Source organism: Candidatus Cloacimonadota bacterium (assembly GCA_012516855.1).
Lineage (GTDB): Bacteria > Cloacimonadota > Cloacimonadia > Cloacimonadales > Cloacimonadaceae > Syntrophosphaera.
Window position 1 is genome coordinate 23312 of the sequence record JAAYWB010000066.1, and the last position, 21349, is coordinate 44660.

Annotated in this window: 11 protein-coding genes and 1 other RNA gene; 5 read left to right on the plus strand and 7 right to left on the minus strand. The window is 53.2% G+C overall.

Translation table 11 applies throughout. From position 1 onward, the window contains the following. Nucleotides 1-25: 25 nt before the first annotated feature. Nucleotides 26-2941: a T9SS type A sorting domain-containing protein gene (locus GX466_06790; GenBank protein ID NLH93908.1), complete on the minus strand. Its 2916-nt coding sequence runs from the start codon at nucleotides 2939-2941 to the stop codon at nucleotides 26-28. 60 nt (nucleotides 2942-3001) lie between these two features. Continuing rightward, nucleotides 3002-3100: signal recognition particle sRNA small type (ffs, locus tag GX466_06795), an RNA gene on the minus strand. A gap of 98 nt (nucleotides 3101-3198) precedes the next feature. On the opposite strand from ffs, the gene GX466_06800 reads away from it, so the two are divergent. From GX466_06800 to GX466_06815, 4 genes are all read left to right on the plus strand, one after another. Further along, complete coding sequence (locus GX466_06800) at nucleotides 3199-4815, plus strand: hypothetical protein (GenBank protein ID NLH93909.1); 1617 nt, start codon at nucleotides 3199-3201, stop codon at nucleotides 4813-4815. Beyond that, a complete protein-coding gene (locus tag GX466_06805; GenBank protein NLH93910.1) occupies nucleotides 4812-6239 on the plus strand; it encodes a hypothetical protein in 1428 nt (475 codons plus the stop codon). Before GX466_06800 ends, GX466_06805 begins: the two co-directional genes overlap by 4 nt. 124 nt (nucleotides 6240-6363) lie before the next feature. Then, on the plus strand, nucleotides 6364-7200 hold the full coding sequence (locus GX466_06810; GenBank protein ID NLH93911.1) for a hypothetical protein: 837 nt from the start codon (nucleotides 6364-6366) through the stop codon (nucleotides 7198-7200). A 92-nt stretch (nucleotides 7201-7292) separates the two neighbouring features. Continuing rightward, the gene (locus tag GX466_06815; GenBank protein NLH93912.1) at nucleotides 7293-8687 is read left to right on the plus strand and encodes an MBOAT family protein; all 1395 of its coding nucleotides are present in this window, start codon (nucleotides 7293-7295) and stop codon (nucleotides 8685-8687) included. Nucleotides 8688-8873: 186 nt separating this feature from the next. On the opposite strand, the gene GX466_06820 is transcribed toward GX466_06815, so the two are convergent. The 4 genes from GX466_06820 to rocD all read right to left on the minus strand — a co-directional run bounded on the left by GX466_06820 (nucleotide 8874) and on the right by rocD (nucleotide 18213). Beyond that, entirely contained in the window at nucleotides 8874-15107 is a 6234-nt protein-coding gene (locus tag GX466_06820; protein NLH93913.1) for a hypothetical protein, read from the minus strand. Nucleotides 15108-15117: 10 nt separating this feature from the next. Then, nucleotides 15118-15906 carry a type III pantothenate kinase gene (locus GX466_06825; protein NLH93914.1) on the minus strand — a complete coding sequence of 263 codons (789 nt, stop codon included), beginning with the start codon at nucleotides 15904-15906 and terminating at the stop codon, nucleotides 15118-15120. Nucleotides 15907-16020: 114 nt separating this feature from the next. Beyond that, nucleotides 16021-16908, minus strand: a complete 888-nt coding sequence (locus GX466_06830; GenBank protein ID NLH93915.1) for a GTPase Era — start codon at nucleotides 16906-16908, stop codon at nucleotides 16021-16023. A 51-nt stretch (nucleotides 16909-16959) separates the two neighbouring features. Further along, the gene (gene rocD, locus GX466_06835) at nucleotides 16960-18213 is read right to left on the minus strand and encodes an ornithine--oxo-acid transaminase (GenBank protein ID NLH93916.1); all 1254 of its coding nucleotides are present in this window, start codon (nucleotides 18211-18213) and stop codon (nucleotides 16960-16962) included. Nucleotides 18214-18402: 189 nt separating this feature from the next. Here rocD and GX466_06840 point away from each other — a divergent pair, with 189 nt between their 5' ends. Then, a complete protein-coding gene (locus GX466_06840) occupies nucleotides 18403-19533 on the plus strand; it encodes an aldo/keto reductase (GenBank protein NLH93917.1) in 1131 nt (376 codons plus the stop codon). Nucleotides 19534-19754: 221 nt separating this feature from the next. Here GX466_06840 and GX466_06845 read toward each other — a convergent pair whose 3' ends face one another. Then, nucleotides 19755-21161, minus strand: coding sequence for a deoxynucleoside kinase (locus GX466_06845; protein ID NLH93918.1), 1407 nt, complete (start codon nucleotides 21159-21161; stop codon nucleotides 19755-19757). Between the last annotated feature and the right edge of the window lie 188 nt (nucleotides 21162-21349).

A 21349-nucleotide genomic window follows, 5' to 3' on the forward strand; every position in this document is an offset into this window, starting at 1 on the left:
GATATAATAAGGATCTTGCGTACCATCATTTCATCAGGATCATTTTACGGACCTGGCTTTTGCCGCCACTTACAAGTTTGCAGAGGTAAATGCCGCTAGCCACAGGCAGGCCATTGTCGTCCAGTCCATTCCAGACTGTTTGATGGCTGCCCTTGGCCGTCTGTCCATTAAGCAATGTTTTCATTAACTGCCCGCGGGTGTTGTAGATACCCAGCCAGGCCTCTTGGTCTTTAGGCAGGGAAAATTCGATCCGGGTGCTCGGATTGAAGGGATTGGGATAATTCTGCTGAAGGACAAAAACAGCCGGAGGCTCTACCAAGTCTTCATTAGCCACGCTGGATGGCAAATTCAGCACATCGGACTGGCCGTTGACGCTGTAAGCAAGGTTTATTCCAGGCAGGGAAGTGTTGTAAGCAAAAGCGAAACTCAGGTTTCCGCTGCCTCCAAGCTGCGCATGGGCGTATTTCAACAGATGGGGGTTGAACGCTGAAATACCGTCGAAAATGTCCCCGCTTGGGGTGACCTCCGAATTCGTAACGCCATCCTGGGGAAGCAGTTGCCAGTCTATGCAATAAAACTCTCCTGCCGGAGTTCCACTCACCACATAATATATGAAACTTGGGTCGTCGATATGCTCTGCATTCAGCGATACGGACGGCAAAACAGCCTCTTCCCCACTCTGGGCTTGAAAGCGGAACTCTGGGTCATACAAATACTGACCTATCAACCAGGCGTCCTTGGAATCCAAAACCAGGCTCAGGTCAACATCCGCAGCGGTTACCCGTTCCGTTGACCAAGGCAGGGAGTCGATATCGGGCAGGGGATCAAAACCAACAGTGTAATCGATCACGGCCTGGGCGTCCTTCACACTGATCAGCCCGTCGCTGTCCACGTCGCCAAAAACAATCTGGTCTGCCCCAATGCCAGCCACGGTTATATCATCGAGGTAGATGCCATCGCCGTTCACGCTCCAGTCAGAATCCAAAGCAAAGCGGATGTAAACATTCTGACCTGAGAATTGCTGCAGGGAATAGCTGAAATCCTGCCAGTCAGCCTGGGTGCCGGTAATCCGGCCCAGCTCCGTCCAGTTGGAGGTAGTGGTCGAAGCCTGCACCAGCACGAAATCGTAGCCGTTTTCAAGATCGTAAACAGCCTTGAAGCTAAGCGTTGGTTCAATTATATTTTGCAAGGAGATAGGATTAGTGATGCGAAGTATTCTTAGAGTATTATTGGCGTAATTACCAGAGGGTGAATCTGTTATCACGCTCTCACCCATGTGGGTCACCGCTGCCCAAGGGCCGTTGGCGGTCCAGTTGGTGATGCTTTCGCAGGAGTCGTAAAAGCTTTGCTGCGGTTCGATTTGCACAAAAACAAGACGGTTGTTAAACATCGTGAGCAGGATGTCCTGTTCGTGCACCAACTGGTTTCCAGACCTAAAAGTTATATGATACTGCCCCTCGGGGATGCCGCTGAAAACGAAGCAGCCCAGGGCATCGGCGGTTGCGTTGCTGGCTGGCACAGTATCAATGCTCACACTCACTCCGGGTATTCCAAAGCCGTCTATGTCCCTAAGCTGACCTATGAGGTCAACTGCCTGGGCTTCGTCAAGCACAAAGTTGTATTCAACAGAACCTGAGACAGGCACAGTGATATCCACAGTTTGAGGCAGGTAGCCCGGAGCGGAGGCCGTAACAGTATAAGTCCCAGGCAATAACAAGCGGTGAAAGTCTCCCACAGCGGGATCGGTGTGCATCACCTTGGCGTTGCCCTGAACCGTGATTGTGGCGCTCAGCGGGCTTCCAGACTGCGAAGTAACAAGGCCGTGAATGCCGCGTTGGGCGAACTCCATAAAGCTCAGCATCGATTCCTGATTTTGCGCCCAGAAAGTTGGCAGTTGCGATGCTGGCGGCCATTTGTTGTTGCTAATCTCCAAGGTTATGTCCATGCAGTCGGTGAAGCCATAGTTCCAATCCTGCATGGAGCCGGTGATGACATACCATTCAGCTCCGTTAGTGATGCCCTGGTTAAATTCCGTGCTGTTGTACATGGGCAGGTTGTGGCGGGCGTAGGTAAGCGCGGCTTCGATCAGCAGAGCGTTGTCGGGGGCAAGTGCGAAGGTGTAATCCCAAGGGTAGTTCGCCACCAGCGCTCCGCCGTGATAATTTGCTGAAAGCACGAAGTTGTGCAGGTTGCCAAAGTCCATCACGGCTATGGTTTCATGCGCCCAGGGGTTGCCGTCGGGATGCTGGTTCCCTCCGAAAGGCATGGGAAAATTGCGGTTAAGGTCGATCCCCGTTGCGTTGAAGCGTTGCCCCAGCACGAATCCGTCTGGATTCAGCATCGGGCAAATCCAGATCTCGGTGTTGTTCACTAGATTTGAGATTCTGGTATTATTGCCGTATTCGGAGGTGAGCAGTTGGATCAGGCGGATGCACATATCGTAGCCCACAACTTCATCGCCGTGGATGGAAGAGATGAATTTGAACTCTGGCTCAGCTTCCTCGAGGGAGGGATTGTCCGTAATCTTCATAAAGTAAAGCGGCCTGCCCTGCACAGAGGTTCCTATCTGGCTCAGGGAGCAGATGTTGGGATACTGCGCGGCGGTATCCAGCATGAACTGATTGTATTGGGTGATGGTGTAATAATCATCTTTGGGTGCGTCTTTGGAGCTGTTCTGATGCAGGCGGGCGGCGTTTTCCCGCGCCAAATCTGGAAGTTTCTCAGCCGAGAAACCCTCATCCAACAACAGTGCCATTTCGCTGTCGTCCCTTAAATAGACAACGATGGTCCCGGTGGCACGGTTCACATTGTCCACGTTGATATTATGCGCGTTGAGGGTCTTTAGGTCCCTGTCAACATTCCAGCTATTGATCCGGGCTGGAAAGGCAATGGCCAGCGCGCTCTGCAACACCAGAAAGAGGATGAGTGAGTGTTTTTTCATCTATAAACTCCTTGATTAACCAAACAATAATGCAAAAATCAAGCCATAACCAGCCTTGTAAAAAGCCAGGCTGACAGCGACACACGACTCGCGTTGCTTAATGCTGCTTCATTCCTGATCTGACATGGTTCACAAGCTGCCGTTGCACTGCGCCTGGCCAAGCCACAATTTCCCTCCCGCCTCTTTTGTCAACTGATTTCCAACTTTTTCCTTGTCAAAATAACCATGCCTTAAAAGTGGCATCAGGAGCAATAACAATGAAAACATATACCAGTCTGATAATCTTACTGCTGCTTACAGCATATCTGAGTGCCGGCGCTTGGCAAATGGCCACCGGATTCGGCTCGCCAGCCAAAGAATCCGCCTGGGACCTTGCTGTTCAGCCCAACAGCTTCAACCCCCAGTATTTTTGGGTATGCGGGGAATTCACAGATTCTCTAAGCATCGGCGGCGTGAATTACCTTTCCAATGGCCTTTCGGACTGCTTTGTGGCAAAGATTGGCGTTGACGGCGAACCGCATTGGGTGAGGACTTTCGGCTCCAACGACGGGGATGTGGCCCTCTCAGTCGCGGCAGACATGGACGGCAACTGCTATTTTACAGGCTTTTGCACAGGTCCGGTGGTTTTCAACGGCCAAACCTATCCCCACTCCGGAATGTGGGATGTTTTCTACGGCAAACTCAATCCAGCGGGTGATTTGCTCTGGTTTAAGACCTTCGGCGGCTCACTCAATGACATCGGCTACGGCATCGAAACCTCAAGGGACGGAAGCATCTATCTCACTGGCTGGTTCGCGGACACCATTGTGTTTTCAGACGACATAAGCATCAGCAGTTATGGCGGCAGCGACATCTTTTTACTGCGCTGCGATACAGACGGAAATCCCCTTTGGGCTCGTCATGCCGGCGGCCCAGGAGTAGAATATGGCTACAAAGTGGATACTTTTTCCACCAACACCTGGTCCGTTGCCTACATCACAGGCAGCGCCAGCCCGGGCAGTGTTTTCGGGGATATTGTCACAGACGCCAACGGCATGTTCGTGGCCTGCTACAACAGCGATGGCTCAACCGTCTGGGTTCTACCCTCCCACGGGGTTGGCGCGATAAACATCGCCGCTGATGAGCACCTCACCCCCACCATCAATGCCGTTATCGGCAGAGTGACCGGCACTGGCAGCATCGGCGGGACCACCCTCAACAGCGTGAACGGTTCCGATGACATTTATATCGCCCATTTCGACGCAGCCGGTAACTGGCTGGATGTTGAGCATTATGGCGGCACAGGCTCCGACAAGGGTCGCGCGGTGGATATCGTTGGCGTGAACAAAGAAATATCCCTCCTCTCCTTTGAGGAAGAGATTTCTTTCGGAAATTGGACATTGGTTTCCAATGGCGCCTGGGACATAGCGCTGAAGGATGAATTTCATCCTCCGGTGAGCGCCGGCAGCATGTATTCGGATGTGGGATCCGATGTCAAATGGCTGGGCGACGATAAATTCGTTGTCGCTGGCTGGTTCAGTGGCGTGATGCGCTTTGGCAATCATGTTCTGGACAGCGGCTCGGAAACCAACCAAGACTGCTTTGTGGCAATTTACGACTACACTGCTACAGACGTAAACGATCCGGCCCTGGTGCCCTCGCCAAGTCTTAACTGCCATCCCAATCCAGGCAGCAGCTTTCAAATCAAGGCCCAAAACGCAACCGAAGCCAGAATTTACAACTCCCGCGGGCAACTGGTCCGCAATCTGAGAAGCGTGTCTGATGGAGCTTTCTGCTGGGATGCCAACAATGAAACTGGCAAGCGCTGTCCTTCCGGCGTCTATCTGATCAAAGCCGGCAACCAAACAGGAAAAGTTCTGTTGGTGGATGAATGAACAAATCTTTCTGGCGTCCTTTTCTGATAACAGCCGGGGCCATTGTGCTCGTGGCTGTTCTGGCTCCGCTGGTTCCCGCCCGCGAAAGCAAGGTGTTTTCCATCAAGAAGCTCGATCCCATTAAAACCCTGATGGCCCCACCCGAGGTTGCTTCTGCCGCTGATTCCCTCTCTGAGAAAGCGAAACAGATGCACATCGCCAGCGAGTTGCAGCAGCTTGAGCCCTTCCTCCAAAAGCTCCAGCAGCAGGGCCAGAACCGATCCGGAAACCTGCGTATCGCCTTTTTTGGCGATTCCATCATCGAGGGAGACCTCCTCACCGGAAAGCTGCGTGAACTGCTCCAGGCCCAATATGGAGGCCACGGGGTCGGCCTGGTGCCCATCACATCCATCGTTCACGGCTTTCGCCAGACCATCAGGCACGAATTTTCCCGCAACTGGGAAACCGTTTCCTTCATGAAACGCGGATCTGACAAATATCCCCTCGGCATGGTGGGCTACACTTTCATTCCCCGCACCTGGGGTTACGAAGAATCCGTTATCGAGACCGAAGCCATCCCGGAAGTGCTTGATTCCCTTGGCAATGTGATCTCTACCGGCCAGGAAGCCAGTTCGCGCAAAGAAACCCGCCGCTTCAACGTTAGCGGCCCGGCCTGGGTGGAATATTCCGGTGTCAAAACCCCTGGCGGAGCTTCAGAATTCCGCCGTATCCGCCTTTTCTATTCCCGGGCCTCGGCCAATTCCACCGTTCGGGTTTCCCTCAACGGAGGCGAGCAGACCACCCACGCCCTCACGCCGGGCGAAGGTGTTCAAATGCTGGATTTAAGTCCAGCCACTCCCGTTACCAGGATCAGGCTAACTTTCAGCCCCACAGATCCCATTCACGTTTTCGGCGTTTCCTTCGATGACCTTAGCGGCGTCTATGTGGACAATTTTGCCGTGCGCGGTTTTTCCGGAATGTATTTCAACGCCATCCCCACCGAATACATGGGCGCTTTCCAGCGTTACCTGGATTACGATCTGGTGGTCCTTCAATACGGCGGAAACGTTTCCAGCCCCAAGGTCCGGGATTATTCACGCTACAAAAAGGGAATGACGGAATCCATCCGCCACATCCAGAGCGCCATGCCAGGCGTTCCCATCCTGGTGATCGGGGTTCAGGACCGCAGCAGCAAGCAGAACGGCTCTTACCAGACCTCGCCGGACATTCCCATCCTGGTGCAAACCCAAAGCCAGCTCGCAGCTGAGACCGGCTCCGCTTTCTGGAACTTATATGAAGCCATGGGCGGCTACAATTCCATGATAGGATACGTGAACGCAAGTCCCAGGCTTGCCGCCAAGGATTACACCCACTTCACCAGGGCCGGTGCCGACAAACTGGCCCGGATGCTCCACAAGGTGCTCACCACCGGCAAAAATGACTGAGCTTGGGCGCAAATTGCTGTTGCTGCTTCTTCTCTGCCTAATTTTTACAACCTTGGTTTGGGCTGACGAATCTGATGACCCAGATTCCCAGTCAACGTCTGCCTCAGATGAGTTTACAGAGGATATGCCGGAATATCCGGAAGCCTGGCCAAGCGAGGAACTGCCGGAGGGAATTGACCCCCTGGACGAGTACATCCACAGCCATTTTGCCCTGCGAGCCGTTGAAGGTTATTTCCACGGCTGGAACTTCCTGAAAAGGGACGCCAACCTCATCCCTGCCACGGATACCCTTCTGGCGCCATTTCTCGAGAAGCTGATGGAACTGCGTTCAGGACGTAGGAAACAGGTCACCCTCTTCCAGTTTGGCGGCTCCCACATCAAGCCAGGCTGGTTCGCCGGGGCCACGGAAAAGGAGTTCAACCGGTGGCTGGCGGAATCAGCGGAAGAGGGCTTCTCCCCCACTCTAAAGTTCCATTACAAGGGCATCAACGGAGCCTCCTTCCGCAACCAGCTCAACAATCAGGAAATCTTTGACCTCTGCCGGAACCTCAAACCCGACCTCATAGTCATTTCCATGGGCACCAACGACGCCCAGGGAACTTACAGCGCCACCCGTTTTCGCACAGCCATAGACAATTTCATGACCAAACTCTACAAATACAGCGGCGACGCCCTCATCCTCTTCACCCTGCCCCCGGATTCCTATAAAAACGGAGTCCCAAACGCCGATGTGGCCAAGGTTGGGGCAGAAATCGCCGCTTATGCCAAAGCCCACGGCCATGTTTGCTGGGATCTCCAGACGGTGATGGGCGGCCAGGGCTCCATGAGCAAATGGCGCTCCGGCGGAATTGCCGGCAAAGACATGGTGCATTTCAGCGCCCCGGGCTACCGTCTGCAGGGGCAGCTTTTTTTTGAAGCCCTCATGCGGGCTTACAAACATTACGCGGAGAACCGTCCTTGATCCTCGAAAGAATATTGCAAAGCCTGGTTTACGACCCCAAGAATCCGTTGATCTTCAACAGTAGCTTCTTCCTCTTTTTCTTTGCCGTCGTGATGCTCTTCTACCCCTTTGTGGTGAAGAAAATCAAGGTTCGCACCTGGTATTTGATGCTGGCCTCGCTCTACTTCTATTACAAGACCAGCGGCGTCTTTGTGCTGCTGCTTGTGATCACCGCCGGCATCAACTACCTCATCGGTTTTGGCCTGGAAAACTCCAAAAGCCAGGGCCGGCGAAGGCTGCTGATCGCACTCAGCGTGATTTGGAACCTCGGTTCCCTGGGCTATTACAAGTATTCCAATTTCCTCATCGATACGATAAACGGCCTTTTCGGAGGCAATCTGCCCGCCCTGGATATTTTCCTGCCCGTGGGGATATCCTTCTTCACCTTCCAAACGATGAGCTACACCCTGGACATATTCTACCGGAAACTGAAGCCTGTAAACAGCTTTGCCGATTTCCTCTTCTTCGTGTCCTTCTTCCCCCAGTTGGTGGCGGGGCCGATTCTCCGCGCTTCCTGGTTCATTCCCCAGATTAACAAACAACTCTCCCTGAACAAGGAACAGGTTGCCAAGGCCCTGCTGCTCATCTTCACCGGACTGGTGAAAAAAGGTGTCATTGCCGATTATATCAGCATTAACTTCGTTGACCGCGTTTTCGACAACCCTGCCCTTTATTCCGGACTGGAGAACCTTCTGGCCCTCTATGGCTATTCCCTGCAGGTCTATTGCGATTTCAGCGGATATTCGGATATCGCCATCGGCCTGGCCACAATGATGGGTTTCGAGCTTCAGCCAAACTTCAATTCACCCTACCGCGCCTCATCCCTGGGCGATTTTTGGCGCCGCTGGCATATATCTCTCAGCACCTGGCTGCGCGATTACCTCTATATCCCCCTTGGAGGCAGCCGCAAAGGGAAAGTGCGAACCTATGTGAACCTCATGATCACCATGGTGCTGGGCGGCCTCTGGCACGGCGCTTCCTGGAATTTCGTGCTTTGGGGCGCGCTCAACGGAGTTGGCCTCTGCATGGACAGATTCGTGCACAACATCTTCTGGCCCCGCTCCAAAGACAAAAGCGCCCCGCCGCGCCAAACCCCGCTTCTGCTCAAGATCCTGGGCATTCTCTTCACTTTTAACTTCATCACCTTCACCCGGATATTCTTCCGCAGCCGCACTTTTGACGACGCCCTCACCATGATGGAGCGCATTTTTACAAACCTCAATCCGCGCTTGTTGTTCATCTGGCTTCAGGAGTACCAGGTGGTGGCAGCCCTCATCGCCATTGGCTATCTGCTCCACTGGCTGCCCAAGAAGTTCAAAACAGGCGTTGAAGGCTTTCTGCAAAAGAGCCCGGTGCCAGCCCAGGCCTTCTATCTGGCCGTGGTGATATGGGTTCTCTTCCAGTTCCGCTCCGCCGACATCCAGCCCTTCATCTATTTCCAGTTCTAAGCCTTCTCCCTGCTAAAGATCGAGGCTTGACCTTCAGGCCGTTAAGGCCCTTTCTTTGGGCCCATAAACGCCTCACGCATGATACCCGCATTTGATGCGAGTATTATACGAGGGGTGTGAAAGTGGGATAGAATTGGGCGCTAAGGGTGAATCTGACAGGACAACAAAGGCCCGTGTCCGCTGGCTCTACAGATTGACTTCCACCCAGACGCCGATGCGGAAAGTGCGCAGCCCGGTATCGCGTTTGTTGTCGGCTGTTTTTTCCCAGGCGCCGGTTAGTCCGCCCCGGATGTTGGCATCGAACTGGTAGGTGGCGCTGGGGGTTATGGCGATGCGGGTGTTGTCCTGGTCAATCTGGGAGAGGGATTCGCGGCCGAAGGTCTCGTCGTATTTCTTTTCCCAGAGGAAGTTCAGGCTGGAGGTCAGTTCGTTTTTGATGTGGATCTTCTTCTTGGTGAAGGGCACTGTAAAGCCTCGACCGCTGCGGAAAGAATAGGACAGGTCGCCGTTTAGAGAATGCGTGAGGGAGGTTTTGATGATTTCGTAGGTATCCATGTCGGTGGTGTTTTCGCCGGTGGAGAGTGAATAGCTGAGGTTGGTGCTGAGGCTCTTTATGAAAGTGCCGGTGAAGCCCACCAAAGGATTGAGGGCGAGGGTGGCGGTTTCCTGTTTGGGTTTGTCCCAATCCAGATCGCCGTTGGCGCGGGTTGTGTATTGGAATCCGCTGTTGAGGCGGGCGTTGGTGAGTATCTTTCCCAGTCCGATCCAGTTCTGGAAATCCAGCAGGGAGACGGTAAAATCGGGGAAAGTGACGGCCACGGCCTGGTTGGATGCGTTGGAGCGGGTTTGGTCGAAGGACAGGGAATAGCGGAACACGCTGTCTATGGCGCGGGAAAAAGTGACGCCGCTGGTCAGGGAAAGGGTGTTGTTGTCAGCCACGGAATCAAGGGAATCCTGGGGAACGCTGTTGGGAACGCCGAGCTGGAAGAGGAACGGGGGTGTTTCCTGCTTGCGGGAATAGCTTTGCACATAGGAATTCTGATAGGTGGCGGCCACGTTTTTTATTTTGGACAGGAAGTTAAGCGCGGCGTAAGGTAAATAGAACTTTTCGCGAGGCTTTTTTCCACCGCCGCCGGGTTTGTCGCCTTCCTTGGGTTTGTCTCCCTCGCCAATTTTATCCAAGTATTCCTGCTCTTTTAGTTTGTCATAGTATTCTTGTTCTTTCAGCTTGTCCAGGTATTCCTGCTCTTTCAGTTTGTCCAAGTAAGCTTGCTCATCGTCTTTCTTGCGCTGTTCTTCCTCCAGCAACTTCATCTTTTCCTCATCGCTGAGGCCTTCACTTTCCATTTCCTTTAGCTTGTCCAGGTAAGCCTGTTCTTCGTCTTTCTTTCGTTGCTCTTCCTCCAGCCGCTTCCTGTCTTCTTCGCTGAGGTCTTCCTTGGGTTCGTCTTTGGGCTTATCACCGATCCCTTCGCCAGGTTTGGATTCGCCGGAAGGAGGTTGGCTGGCCACTTTGGCATCGTGGGCTGATTTTACTTTGCCTGCCCATCTGGACAGGAGGTTGGAATTCATAAGGGTGAAATTGGCCCTTACGGTGCGGTTGGAACTGCCGTCGCTTTCGAAATAAGCTATCTGTCCGCTGGGGGTGTTCTGATAGTATTTGCGCTGCTGTTCATTAAAGCGGGAGGTGCCGCTCACGGTGAAGCTTAAAATATCCCGCAGGTAGGTGGGATTGTAGTTCAGGCCGAGGTCCTGAACGTATTTGGTGAGTTTTCCGATATTGAAGTTCTGCCAGAGCACCTCCTGGATGAGGTCTCGTTCTGAATTTAGGCGCAGGTTCAGGGCAATATCTGATGTGAGGCCCCAACTCACGTTGCTGTCGGTGGTGAAAACCCGGGTGGGCACTGTCTGGGCGCGGGGATGCCAGCCGTAAACTCCGTCACGGCGTTCCCAGTTCCAGCTAAGGGGATCGGTATTGTTAATGGTGAAGCTGTTGTTGAAAGTGGTAGGAAACCAACCCAAGCGGTAATCACGGAAGAGGCGGAAGCTGACCTTGTCGCTGGGCAGGCTGAGATTGTAGTTCAGGGTCCCGCGCCAGGTTAGGGTTGTGTCAGCCGCTGTGGGCGTGAAGCGGTAGGCTTTTTCGATGCGTCCGCTGAGGGATGTGCGGTAGATGGTATATTGGAGTATTTTGGACTTGGGCACCGTGCGCTGGCTGAAGCCGAAATCCGCTGAATAGAGCAGGGATTCGTTGCGCTGGCGGTTTTTATCGTTGGGATCGTCTATGTTTTCACGCAGGAGGTCTGAGTTGGCCTGGAACCGGGGTATTCCCAGAGTGTAATTGCGGGTTAGGCTGATAGGAATGTCCAGGCCCCAGGAGGCGGGAAACAGCTTGTTCAGGAAATAGCGGTTGTTGATGTTCAGGGTTTTTGCGCTGGTAAAGGTATTGGCGCGTCCGCGCTGTATGACTGTGTTGAAATTCTCGCTCTTGTCCTCATAATCTATGTCCAGTGAACTGAGGTCCGCGAATACTGAATTCAGTGACACGCGTTTGGCAATGCCGATATCTTCATAGGGCTCGGCTACCCTGAGGTCGTTGATGTAGAGGATACCTGTATAAGGTTGGGGCGCATGAACATCTAGAGGTGAATAAACTCCAAAATAGATGTCCCGGGCGTTGGTGAGCGTGGGCGCGCCGCGGAAGCTGTAAATTGTGTTTCCTTCAATTCTCTGGCCTGAGGTTTCTTCAGGGAATTCCTCCTTGAGGGAGGTCATGGCCTGGAGGTCGTAAACCAGCTCGATCCAGGCATCGCGCTCCATCTTGGTGAGGTAAGGAAGCACCGGCACACGCTGGCGGATCTGGTAATAGTGCAGGCTGTCAGCACCAACGCGGAAAACCACATCCAGTGAATCAGGATAGAAAGTGGCACCTTCGCGGGCCTCGGGATAGACCCAGAACTTAACTTTATTGTAGGAAAGCAGGTTGTAAGGATCGAAAAGCCTCTGGCGGAGCAGCACCTGATGGCCGGGCTGAAGGTTTTCCACTGCCAGGGTGAGCGCGGATTCGCTGGATTCGCGGCGCAGATCTATATAGAAGCTGCCTTCCGGGGAAACGTAGTGGGAGCTGTTCTTCTGGTTGTTCACTATGCCGGAGAGGTAGCTGGTGTTGTAGTTGTTGACCTGCACATCCGGGATGATCTGGCCTTCAAGGTTGCGCACGTAGAAATCCTCCCACTTGTTTCCAACTATGTTGAAGTCATAAATAAGCACCTTGGCTGGAAGGTTGGTTTCCATTATCAGACGGCCGTAGGAAACCTTTTTAAGGGTGGGCGGAACACCGGCGGATGAGTTGTTCACCACTTCATAGATATTCGGATCTGTCAGTGGTACGCGGTAAAGCCGCCAGCCGTCCTCGTTCACGTTTTGGAGAAAGGTGGAATCGGAAAGGGCGAAGGAATAGCTGAAATAGCGGTCCAGGGTGTTCAGAACGCCGTTTCCGTCTAGGTCCTCAGTATCCAGCACCCGGTTGCCTTCGGTTCCGTTGATCTGGGGATAATCGCCATATTGGTCTATCTCGTTGCTGGCCAAGTCGTTGGGGTCAGCTCCCGGCTCACCGTGGAAGATGCCGTCAAGTCCGGTGTCCTCTTCCAGAGTGAGAACACCGTCGTTGTTTTTGTCCTCTGTGTTGAGCACATTTAAGCCGCCGAACTCGGTGTAGAAATCCTCATTGATGTCGCCCAGGTCAATTCGCAGAATGGGATTGGGCTGGGGGCCGCTGTCGCTTCCCACCAACTTAACCATCAGTTCGATGTATTTCTTCTGCGAGAAATCCAACTGATTGCCCAGGTATTTCATCACGCCGCCCCAACTCCAGAGGTCGGAATTGGGCACACCCAGATTGGCGGGAAAGACCTTCATTGCAAGCACGGTCACGTTTTCGCGTTTTTCTGCGTCTGTGAGCGTAGATGGGTCTTCCACTTGTTCGCGGCGGATGTTTTTGGGGTTATACCAGTTGGTGCGTCCTCGGGCCAGGGAGCTGTTGTAGGGCTTGCTGGCCTGGCTCCAGGAACCGATGGTGACGCCCATGGGATAGAAATCCATAATGGATTCCATGTCATCCAGATAGGCTTCCTTACGCTTTTCGTTGGGGTCGCCGTAGATATTGGGAATGGTGTAGGCAATCTCGCCGGAGAAGGTGATGCGGCTTTCCGCTGTGGTGTTGATCAGCGGCAGGGCGTTCAGCCATCTGGTGATGAAAGCCGGCTTGAAGGTTAAAGTGCCATCGAGGTCTGCCATGTACATTTCTATGTTTTCGCTGCCCACACGGGGACGGCGGTCGGCAACGTTTTCCGAGCGGTAGATGAAGGTGCCGCCAAGCTTTGCCCAGTCGGTTATGTTCCAGTCGGCCCTCACCCCGGCAAGTGATTTGCTGGACACCTCAAAAGCGCTGCGGTATTCATAATCGATCTCGATCTTGGCATCCGGGTCCTTGCCTGCCGTGGTGAGGAAGGTGATCCGGCCAAAATCGTAATCCACGATGTAGTCAACATTCTCCTTTTGCTCAAAGCCATTAACCTTGACTATCACGCTGCCCTTGAGGATGCCGCCTTGGGCCAGGTCAACCGATTCGCGGCCGATCTTTCCTTTCACAGACATATAAAGACCGATGTCCAGATAGCTGACGCTTTCACCCTCTTCGGTATAGACAATCCCGTCTCCCAAGGGTCGGAAAGGTTCCAAAAAAGGTATCACCACAAGGCCTGTGGTAAGGTTGACGGTGTTGTCGTCGCCATTGATGAGGCCGTCGCCGGTGCTGTCCATGCGCAAATAATCTGTATAGGTAACAATGTTAGGCGTGGCCAGCGAATCCGGCACCAGATAGTTGCGCGTGAGGTCCACGTTCATGGTATAGACGTTCAGGGTGAAGCCGTCGTTCTTGATGTTGGTCTTGTTCATGTTATAAACGTTTCGCATCTGGTAATGCCAAACGTTGTTGGGGTCGCCCGGATCGTATTCCTGATTGCGGCGGCGGATGACCTTGGCGTGCAGGATGCCGTCCTCGGCATCGCTGTTCAAAGGCACAGGAATCCCATCGCGGCGAACATATTTCACTGCAATGGTATAGCGCCTGTCAATGGTCTTGTTCAGGCGGATTATCCCTGAATTGTAGTCTGTAACGTAGTCTGTGCCCTCGATCAGTTCATCATAGTAAGGCGTGTAAAAGTCAGATTCGCTGAAATAGATGGGTTCGCCCTCGGCTGCCGCCACGTTGTTGGTGGTATTGGCGTCATCCAGATAAACCCTCACGCTGCCATTTTCGGGCAGGAGATTGGGGTTTTTAATGATCCACGCACCGGTGGGATCGGTCTTCACGGCGTTGTTCACCCAGCCCTGGGGCACGGTGTTGGATACCTCTGCCTGGGTGTAAAGGTCGTAAAGCTCGTAAGGGTCTTCCAGATAATACATAGTGCGGGGGGCGTAATCCCTGCTGCGGAAGACAGTGGAGTCAGCCTGGCTGGTCCCAACGTAGTTCTGGGTGTTTTTCTGGCCTTCCTCGGTGCTGGCGATGAGGGTTAAATCGAGGTCCTTGTATTTGAGCTTGGAAGTTACGCCAAAGAGGCCTTTGGAAGCGGTTGAATAGCTGATGTAGCGGGAGCCGGAGAGGGCGAGGGTGATGTTTCCGCCTTCGATGCTCTGGATAAGCTCGTCCTCGTTGCCAGTGTATTTGATGCTGATGTTGTTGGGATCAAATAGCTGTTCGTCCTGCTTGCTGTTGTATTTGAGGTTGACGCCGATCTTGTCACCAATGGTGCCTGTAAGCCTCAGGTTGGTTTCCTGCTCCATCTTGATGTCCAGCTGCCCAGTATTCTCGGTCTCGTAGATGGCAACGTTCTTGCGTTTGGTGCTTCCCACCTCGATGGTGACTTTCTCTGTGCCATCCAGGTTAAGTTTTCCAGCCGAGGAGCCGAACACCTTCTGCACACTTTTGGGCACGGCGATGCTGGGGAGTTCCAGAACGTATTCCTTGATGAGGCCGGTGCTGGTGATCTGGGTTTGGGTAGATTGGGTACGGTAATTTTCGAACAGCGATTTGCGGAAGGCTTTGCTCTTGAGGTTGGCGAAATAACGGTCAAAGCTCAGGGTGTAGCCTGGCACCAGCTCATAGTTGCCGGCTTTGGTGGTGATCACCACCTTGCCCTGTTCAAAGTCGATAATCTCATCCTGGCTGGGCGCGAAGCTGCTGATGAACCAGGGGTTTTGTTTCAGGTAATTGTTGCCCCTGTATAGCTTGTAGATATCCACCGTATTGTAAACCAGTGGATTGTAACCCTCGATCCAAAGGCGGGGATAGAACTCCGGGCTGGCGAAAAGCCCGGATACAGTTAAAAGGAGGCAGATCAGGACGAGGGGTTTTTTCATGCGGTGTAAATCAGTGACTGTTCTTCCAGGCCAGATGGATGCCGTCCAGGGTAAGTGTTTTGTCCACGATGTCTGCAGAGGGCACCAGCGGCTTTACCAAATCAGCAATTCCGCCGGTAAGGATCACGCGGATGTCCTTGTAATCGAAGTAGTGGAGTTTAACCTGCCTGACATAGTTTTCCAGCATGAAGGCGTGGCCATGAACTATCCCCGAAAGCAGGGCGTCACGGGTGTTTGTTCCCAGCAGCACTGCAGGCGCTGTGATCTCGATCGGGGATAGCAGGGCCGCTTTTTCAAAGAGTTGGGACGCTCCGGTTTTAAGCCCCGGCGCGATGGCGGTGCCCTCAAAACAGCCTTCCGCTGAGACCAACTGCACCTTGGTGGCTGTGCCAAGGTCCAGGATGAGGCAGGAAGATTGGTATTTCTGCCAGGCCCCGTAGGCATTGGCGATAAGGTCGGCGCCAACAAAGGAGGGATCCAGCACCTTGTAGCTTAGCCCGGGAACGCTGAGAGCGTTTAGTTCCCAAACAGAGGCTTTCAGATATTTCTGAAAGAGGTGCTGCCAGATTCGGCTCAGTTCCGGAACCACGCTGGCAAGGGCGATCGAGCCGATGTATTCTTCACTGACGTCCGGCAACAGCGGCTTTAGCAACGCAAAATATTCATCTGCGGTGCGGCTACAAGTGCTGTGGAATCTAGCGAACCAAGTCATTTGGTCGCGTTGGTAGATACCACAGGTGATGTTCGTATTTCCGATGTCCACTACCAGAGTGGCTTTCTCGTCTCTGTTTGAGTGCATATTCTCCACGCGTTGTATAGGTTTGGAAAAACAAAAAACAAGGACTGGTTCGCTTGGGAGACTAGAATTGGCGTGGCTTGATTTGTGTCAATATAATTTCAGCCCCCTGCTTCCTCAATCAAAACCCAATTCCTTCAAAGCTGTGGATTTTTTTCGCCAACCCGGCTTGATTTTCACCCAAAGATGCACTTGCACTTCGGTTTCCAGCCAAGCCGAGAGCTGTGTTTCAGAGTATTTGCGTATCTTGGCCAGGTTTTCACCCTTTTTGCCAATGATGATGGGCTTCTGGCTTTGCCGCTCAAGCCAGATCACAGCGTCAATCACCACCCTGTCCGGCTTCTCAGTGTATTTTTCGATCAGCACAGCCGTGGCGTAGGGAATCTCCTGGGCAAAATGATGGAAGATGGCCTCCCGAATCACTTCCTGCGCGAAAAAGCGTAGCGGCAGATCGGATAGCTGGTCCTCCATATAATAAGGCGCATGATAGGGTATGTGTTGAATCAGCGAATCCAGCAGCTCCGGAATGCCTTCGCCGGTGTAGGCTGAGATGAAATGAGCCGTATCGAATGAATCGGGAAGCTGGTTCAAAAAAAAGTCCCGGTTCACGTTGGGCTCGAGGTCAAGCTTATTGAATGCAGCGATCTGCGGGGTGCGCAAATCCTTCAGATGCTCAAGGACTTCGGTGTCGTATTGGGTTGGAAACCTTTTCACATCGCTCATGAACAGCACCAGGTCCACGTCCTTGAAGGCGTCGCTCCAGATTTTCTGCATCCTTTCCTGAAGCTCATAGCGCGGTTTGAGGTAGCCCGGGGTGTCGATGAAGATTATCTGGCAGTCGTCGCGGTTGAGGATGCCCTTGATGGCGTAGCGCGTGGTTTGTGGTTTGGGGGAGGTGATGGATATCTTTTCTCCCAGGATGCGGTTCATCAGGGTTGATTTACCCGTGTTTGGCTTGCCGATGATGGCCACGAAGCCGCTGCGGAAATCAGGTCTGTCGTTCATAAAAACCTGAGGGCGGAGCTGATGTCCGCCCTCTTTGGCAGTTGCATTGTTTTAGATTGAGTTAAACACTTCTTCAATGATCTTCGCCACTTCGTCAAGCTGTTCTTCGGTGATGACAAGCGGTGGTGCCAGACGGATTATGTGGCGGTGGGTGGGTTTGCAGAGCACGCCTCTTTCCTTCAGTTTTATGCAAACGTCCCAGGCCTCGTAGCCATTCTTGGGTTCCACAACGATGGCGTTCAGCAGGCCTTTGCCCCGCACCAGTTTGATCATGGGGTTCTTGATGGCTTTCAGGGCTTTGCGAAATTTCTCACCCAGTTCAAAGGCGCGCGCGGCCAGGTTTTCTTCTTTCACCACTTCCAGCGCTGCTTTGGCCACAACGCAGGCGAGCGGGAAGCCGCCGAAGGTGGAACCGTGCTGTCCGGGCTTGATGGTGAGCATGATCTCGCGGTCGGCCAAAACGGCTGAAACCGGCAGCACACCGCCAGCCAGGGCCTTGCCCAGGATCAGGATGTCGGGGCGCACATCCTCATAATCGCAAGCCAGCAGCTTGCCGGTGCGGGCGATGCCTGTCTGGATCTCGTCGGCGATGAACAGCACGTTGTGCTCTTTGCAGAGGTCAAAGCAGGATTTCAGGTAGCCTTCGTCCGGAACGAAGACGCCAGCTTCACCCTGTATCGGTTCAACGATGAAGGCGGCTACGTTCTTGCCGTGCTTTTCCAGATACTCTTTGAGGGCATCCACTGAGTTGTAGGGAATTGTGACGATGCCGGGCAGGAAGGGGCCGAATCCTTCGTAGCAGTCGGGATCGGTGGAAGCGGAAACTATTGCGATGGTGCGTCCGTGGAAGTTATTGGCGGCAAAGATGATGATCGCGCCGTCTTTTTCCACGCCCTTCACCTCATAAGCCCATTTGCGGGCCAGCTTGAGGGCAGTTTCCACTCCTTCCGCACCGGTGTTCATTGGCAGCACCATATCGTAGCCAAAATACTCTGTGATAAACTTTTCGTAGTCACCCAGCTTGTTGTTGAAAAAAGCCCGGGAGGTAAGGGTCAGTTCCTTGGCCTGGTCAATGAGGGCCTGGATGATCTTGGGATGGCAGTGTCCCTGGTTCACGGCTGAATATGCCGACAGGAAATCGTAGTATTTGTTTCCCTCCGGGTCCCAGAGAAAGACTCCCTCGCCCTTGGCCAGCACCACTGGCAGCGGATGGTAGTTATGCGCTCCGTACTTCTCTTCAAGCTCCATAGATTCTTTAGAGCTGATAGTTCCGTATTTGAGTTTCTCGGACATTTTTTCCTCCATTAAGGTATTTTTTTTCTTTGCCATAAGCCAAATCCTATAACTCATCTTTGTGTCAAGGCATTCTTTTCCCGGCAAGCCCGGATCTGAGTTCGGAGGCTCGCGAGAAACCAGCCGGCATTTATGTGGCAGCGTGAAATTCCATTGACAGGATTTTCCCTGCCCCCAGTATGGTAATTAAAGGAATTGATTATGCAATACAGAACCATGCCCAAATCCAAAGACAGGCTTTCTGCCCTCGGTTTCGGCCTGATGCGCCTGCCCCAGACCAAAGCCGGCAAGATAGATGAAGATAAGGCCCTCGCCATGTTGCATTTCGCGCTGGATAACGGAGTGAATTATTTTGACACTGCCTGGGGTTACCACGGCGGCGCCAGCGAACCCCTATTGGGTGAATTTGTGACCCAAACCGACCGCTCCAAATTGTTCATCGCCACCAAACTCCCCTGCTGGCTGGTGAAAACCCGCGCTGACATGGATTCTTACCTGAATCAACAGCTTGAACGTCTGAAGACGGATCATATAGACTATTACCTGCTCCACGCCCTCAACGCGCATTCCTGGAAAGAGATGCTGCGCCTCGGCGTGCTGGACTGGCTTGACAACTCCCGCGCCGACGGCAGGATTCGCCACATCGGCTTTTCCTTCCATGATGAGTATTCCGTCTTCAAGCAAATAGTGGAATGCTACGACTGGGATTTCTGCCAGTTCATGCTCAACTTTCTGGACACCCAATACCAGGCCGGGATGAAAGGCTACAAGCTCGCCTCAGCCAAGGGCTTGGGCATCATAGCCATGGAGCCTCTGCGCGGAGGGAAACTTGTGGACCATGTGCCGGATTCCGTGCAGGCTGTCTGGGCAAAGAGCAAAAACGACTGGAGCCCCGTCCAGCGCGCCCTTAATTGGGTTTGGAATCTGGAATCCCTTTCGGTGCTCCTGTCCGGAATGAGCAACATGGACCAGCTTAAGGAGAACATCAGCCTCGCCAATGCCTTCAAAACCGGGCAGATAGACGAGAAAGAGATGAAGCTCTTTAATGAAGCCCGTTTGGAATACCTTCACAGGATCACCATCCCCTGCTCCGAATGCCGCTATTGCCTGCCCTGCCCCCACGGGGTGTCCATCCCCTCGGTGTTTGGATATTACAACGAATCCATGATGTTCGGCGAGAAAGAGAGACACCAAAAGGAATACCGGAACTGGATTCCAACCAAGTCGCGCGCAAGCAAATGCGTGGGCTGCGGTGAATGCCTCAGCAAATGCCCTCAACACATCCCCATCCCGGATTGGATGAAGACAATAGCTGATTATTTCGGGGACTGAGCCCTCCCCCATTCCCAGTGGAAGTTTCGCCTCTGATTCCTCCTTTGCCCCTTCTCATCCACATCCCATTCACTTCCCGCTGAGTTCCCGCCTTTCAAACGGGAAGTCCGCGGGAGGCGAAAAGGAGGCGAGTGGGAAGGGGCAAAGGTCGAACAGACAATGAAACACCAGGGTTGGGTCGTTCGCTTGAGGGAATCTCTGTGATGAAGGGGAAGGCGTCTCTAATCCCGCCCTTTCAGGCTTTCCAGCACCCGTTCGAATATGTAGCCCACGTGGATGCGGTTGGTTAAATCCAGCTTTTCCACGTCGATGTCCAGAATGGGGCCGTCGTGAAAACCGAACTTAACCACATTCTGCCCGTAGGACTTGTACCAGTGATTGAGATTGTTTATCTCAGAGAATTGCCAGCCCCCCTCCACTTCCATTTCCCGTCCGCGTTGCTGGATTCTTTCCCAGGCCAGGGAAGGGCTTCCGTGTAGCAGGATTATCAGGTCTGATGAGGGGAGTTCCCTGTTCACTGTTTGGAATTGGGTTACGAGGTTGTCAAGTTCGTCGTCGGTGAGCAGGCCGTCGGCGTGGAATTGGTTGCAAAAGACCAGCAGGTCCTCTGGCAGGGAGCGGTCCTTTACGTAGCTTCCGGAACCGCTTTTGCCCATCTGGCGCTGCCTCGCCCTCATTTCCAGAAAATGCTTCTGAAGAGCATAGCAATGGGCTTTCTTGTCACCAAGAAACTTTTCCAGCAGCGGATTTTCCTCCGGCTTTTCATAAAGCGTGTTGATTTTCAGGCTGCGTTCCATGATGGCCGCGAGGGTGGTTTTGCCCAGACCGACGTTGCCGGCGATGGTTATCAGCTTGGGATGCTCGGCCAGATATTCTTCCAGTTGGCGCTCGACGTCTATTGCCCTGAGGGTGGCTTCTGTTTGGGGCAGTTTCACCCATTCACTTATTCCGGGGCTCGAAACACGAAGCTTCAGGCTTTTCACTTGTTCCGCGATAAGGTTTGCGGTGCGGCGCTGCCACTCCATCTTGTCCACTGACTTGTCCGCGTTGATCACCAACACGGGGCACTTGACATGGTTGGCTACGAAATCCTCATACAGGTTGTTCAAAAGCTGGAGGTAGTCGGCGGAAATGGCCAGTTCGCTTTCCCGGCCCCGCTCCCTGATCCTTTCCAAAAGGACCGGAACTTCCGCCCTGAAATACACCAGCAGGTCAGGCTCCTTGATCTGTTCTGTCATCAGCCTATAGGTGCGCTGGTAGGCCATGAATTCAGGTTCGGACATGTTTTTGAGGATGCGCTGGGCCTTCCCGAAAATATGATAGTCCTCCGCCAGGGTCCTGTCTTCCAGCACGATTCCCCTGCAGGCATGGATCAACTTCTGGCGGTCCAGCCGGCCGTTGAAGAACTCAATTTGGGCCATGAAGGCGTTGGCGACGGGGTCTTTGTAAAAAGCATCCAGCACGAGGGGATTGAATTTCTCCGGAAAGGCGAAAACTCCCTCCGTGCCGTTGGGCTTTGGATAAAGGGAAGTGAGCACCTTGTTGAGGGGCGCGGAACTGGCCGCTTCAATGAAAGTGGATTTGCCCACTCCGATGTTTCCGACAATGCCAATTCGGATGTTCTCCATTAAAGATCTCCCAAATAAAAATTAGTGCATCCCTTGCCATTCACGCCCGTTTGTTTTGCTGTAATTATATGAGGCCGTTTCATCTTGGAAACACGCATCTGACTGCCCAAATATTCAGCGGAGCGGTAACAGTCAAGACATTATTTCAAGGTCATCATAATTATGGTTGGAGGGCGCAAAAAAGCCCC

What these genes read in the sequence shown, in the direction of transcription:
- GX466_06790 (NLH93908.1), bottom strand. Translation starts at nt 2,941, where the DNA reads ATGAAAAAACACTCACTCATCCTCTTTCTGGTGTTGCAGAGCGCGCTG.
- GX466_06800 (NLH93909.1), top strand. Translation starts at nt 3,199, where the DNA reads ATGAAAACATATACCAGTCTGATAATCTTACTGCTGCTTACAGCATAT.
- GX466_06805 (NLH93910.1), top strand. Translation starts at nt 4,812, where the DNA reads ATGAACAAATCTTTCTGGCGTCCTTTTCTGATAACAGCCGGGGCCATT.
- GX466_06810 (NLH93911.1), top strand. Translation starts at nt 6,364, where the DNA reads ATGCCGGAATATCCGGAAGCCTGGCCAAGCGAGGAACTGCCGGAGGGA.
- GX466_06815 (NLH93912.1), top strand. Translation starts at nt 7,293, where the DNA reads ATGCTCTTCTACCCCTTTGTGGTGAAGAAAATCAAGGTTCGCACCTGG.
- GX466_06820 (NLH93913.1), bottom strand. Translation starts at nt 15,107, where the DNA reads ATGAAAAAACCCCTCGTCCTGATCTGCCTCCTTTTAACTGTATCCGGG.
- GX466_06825 (NLH93914.1), bottom strand. Translation starts at nt 15,906, where the DNA reads ATGCACTCAAACAGAGACGAGAAAGCCACTCTGGTAGTGGACATCGGA.
- GX466_06830 (NLH93915.1), bottom strand. Translation starts at nt 16,908, where the DNA reads ATGAACGACAGACCTGATTTCCGCAGCGGCTTCGTGGCCATCATCGGC.
- rocD (NLH93916.1), bottom strand. Translation starts at nt 18,213, where the DNA reads ATGGAGGAAAAAATGTCCGAGAAACTCAAATACGGAACTATCAGCTCT.
- GX466_06840 (NLH93917.1), top strand. Translation starts at nt 18,403, where the DNA reads ATGCAATACAGAACCATGCCCAAATCCAAAGACAGGCTTTCTGCCCTC.
- GX466_06845 (NLH93918.1), bottom strand. Translation starts at nt 21,161, where the DNA reads ATGGAGAACATCCGAATTGGCATTGTCGGAAACATCGGAGTGGGCAAA.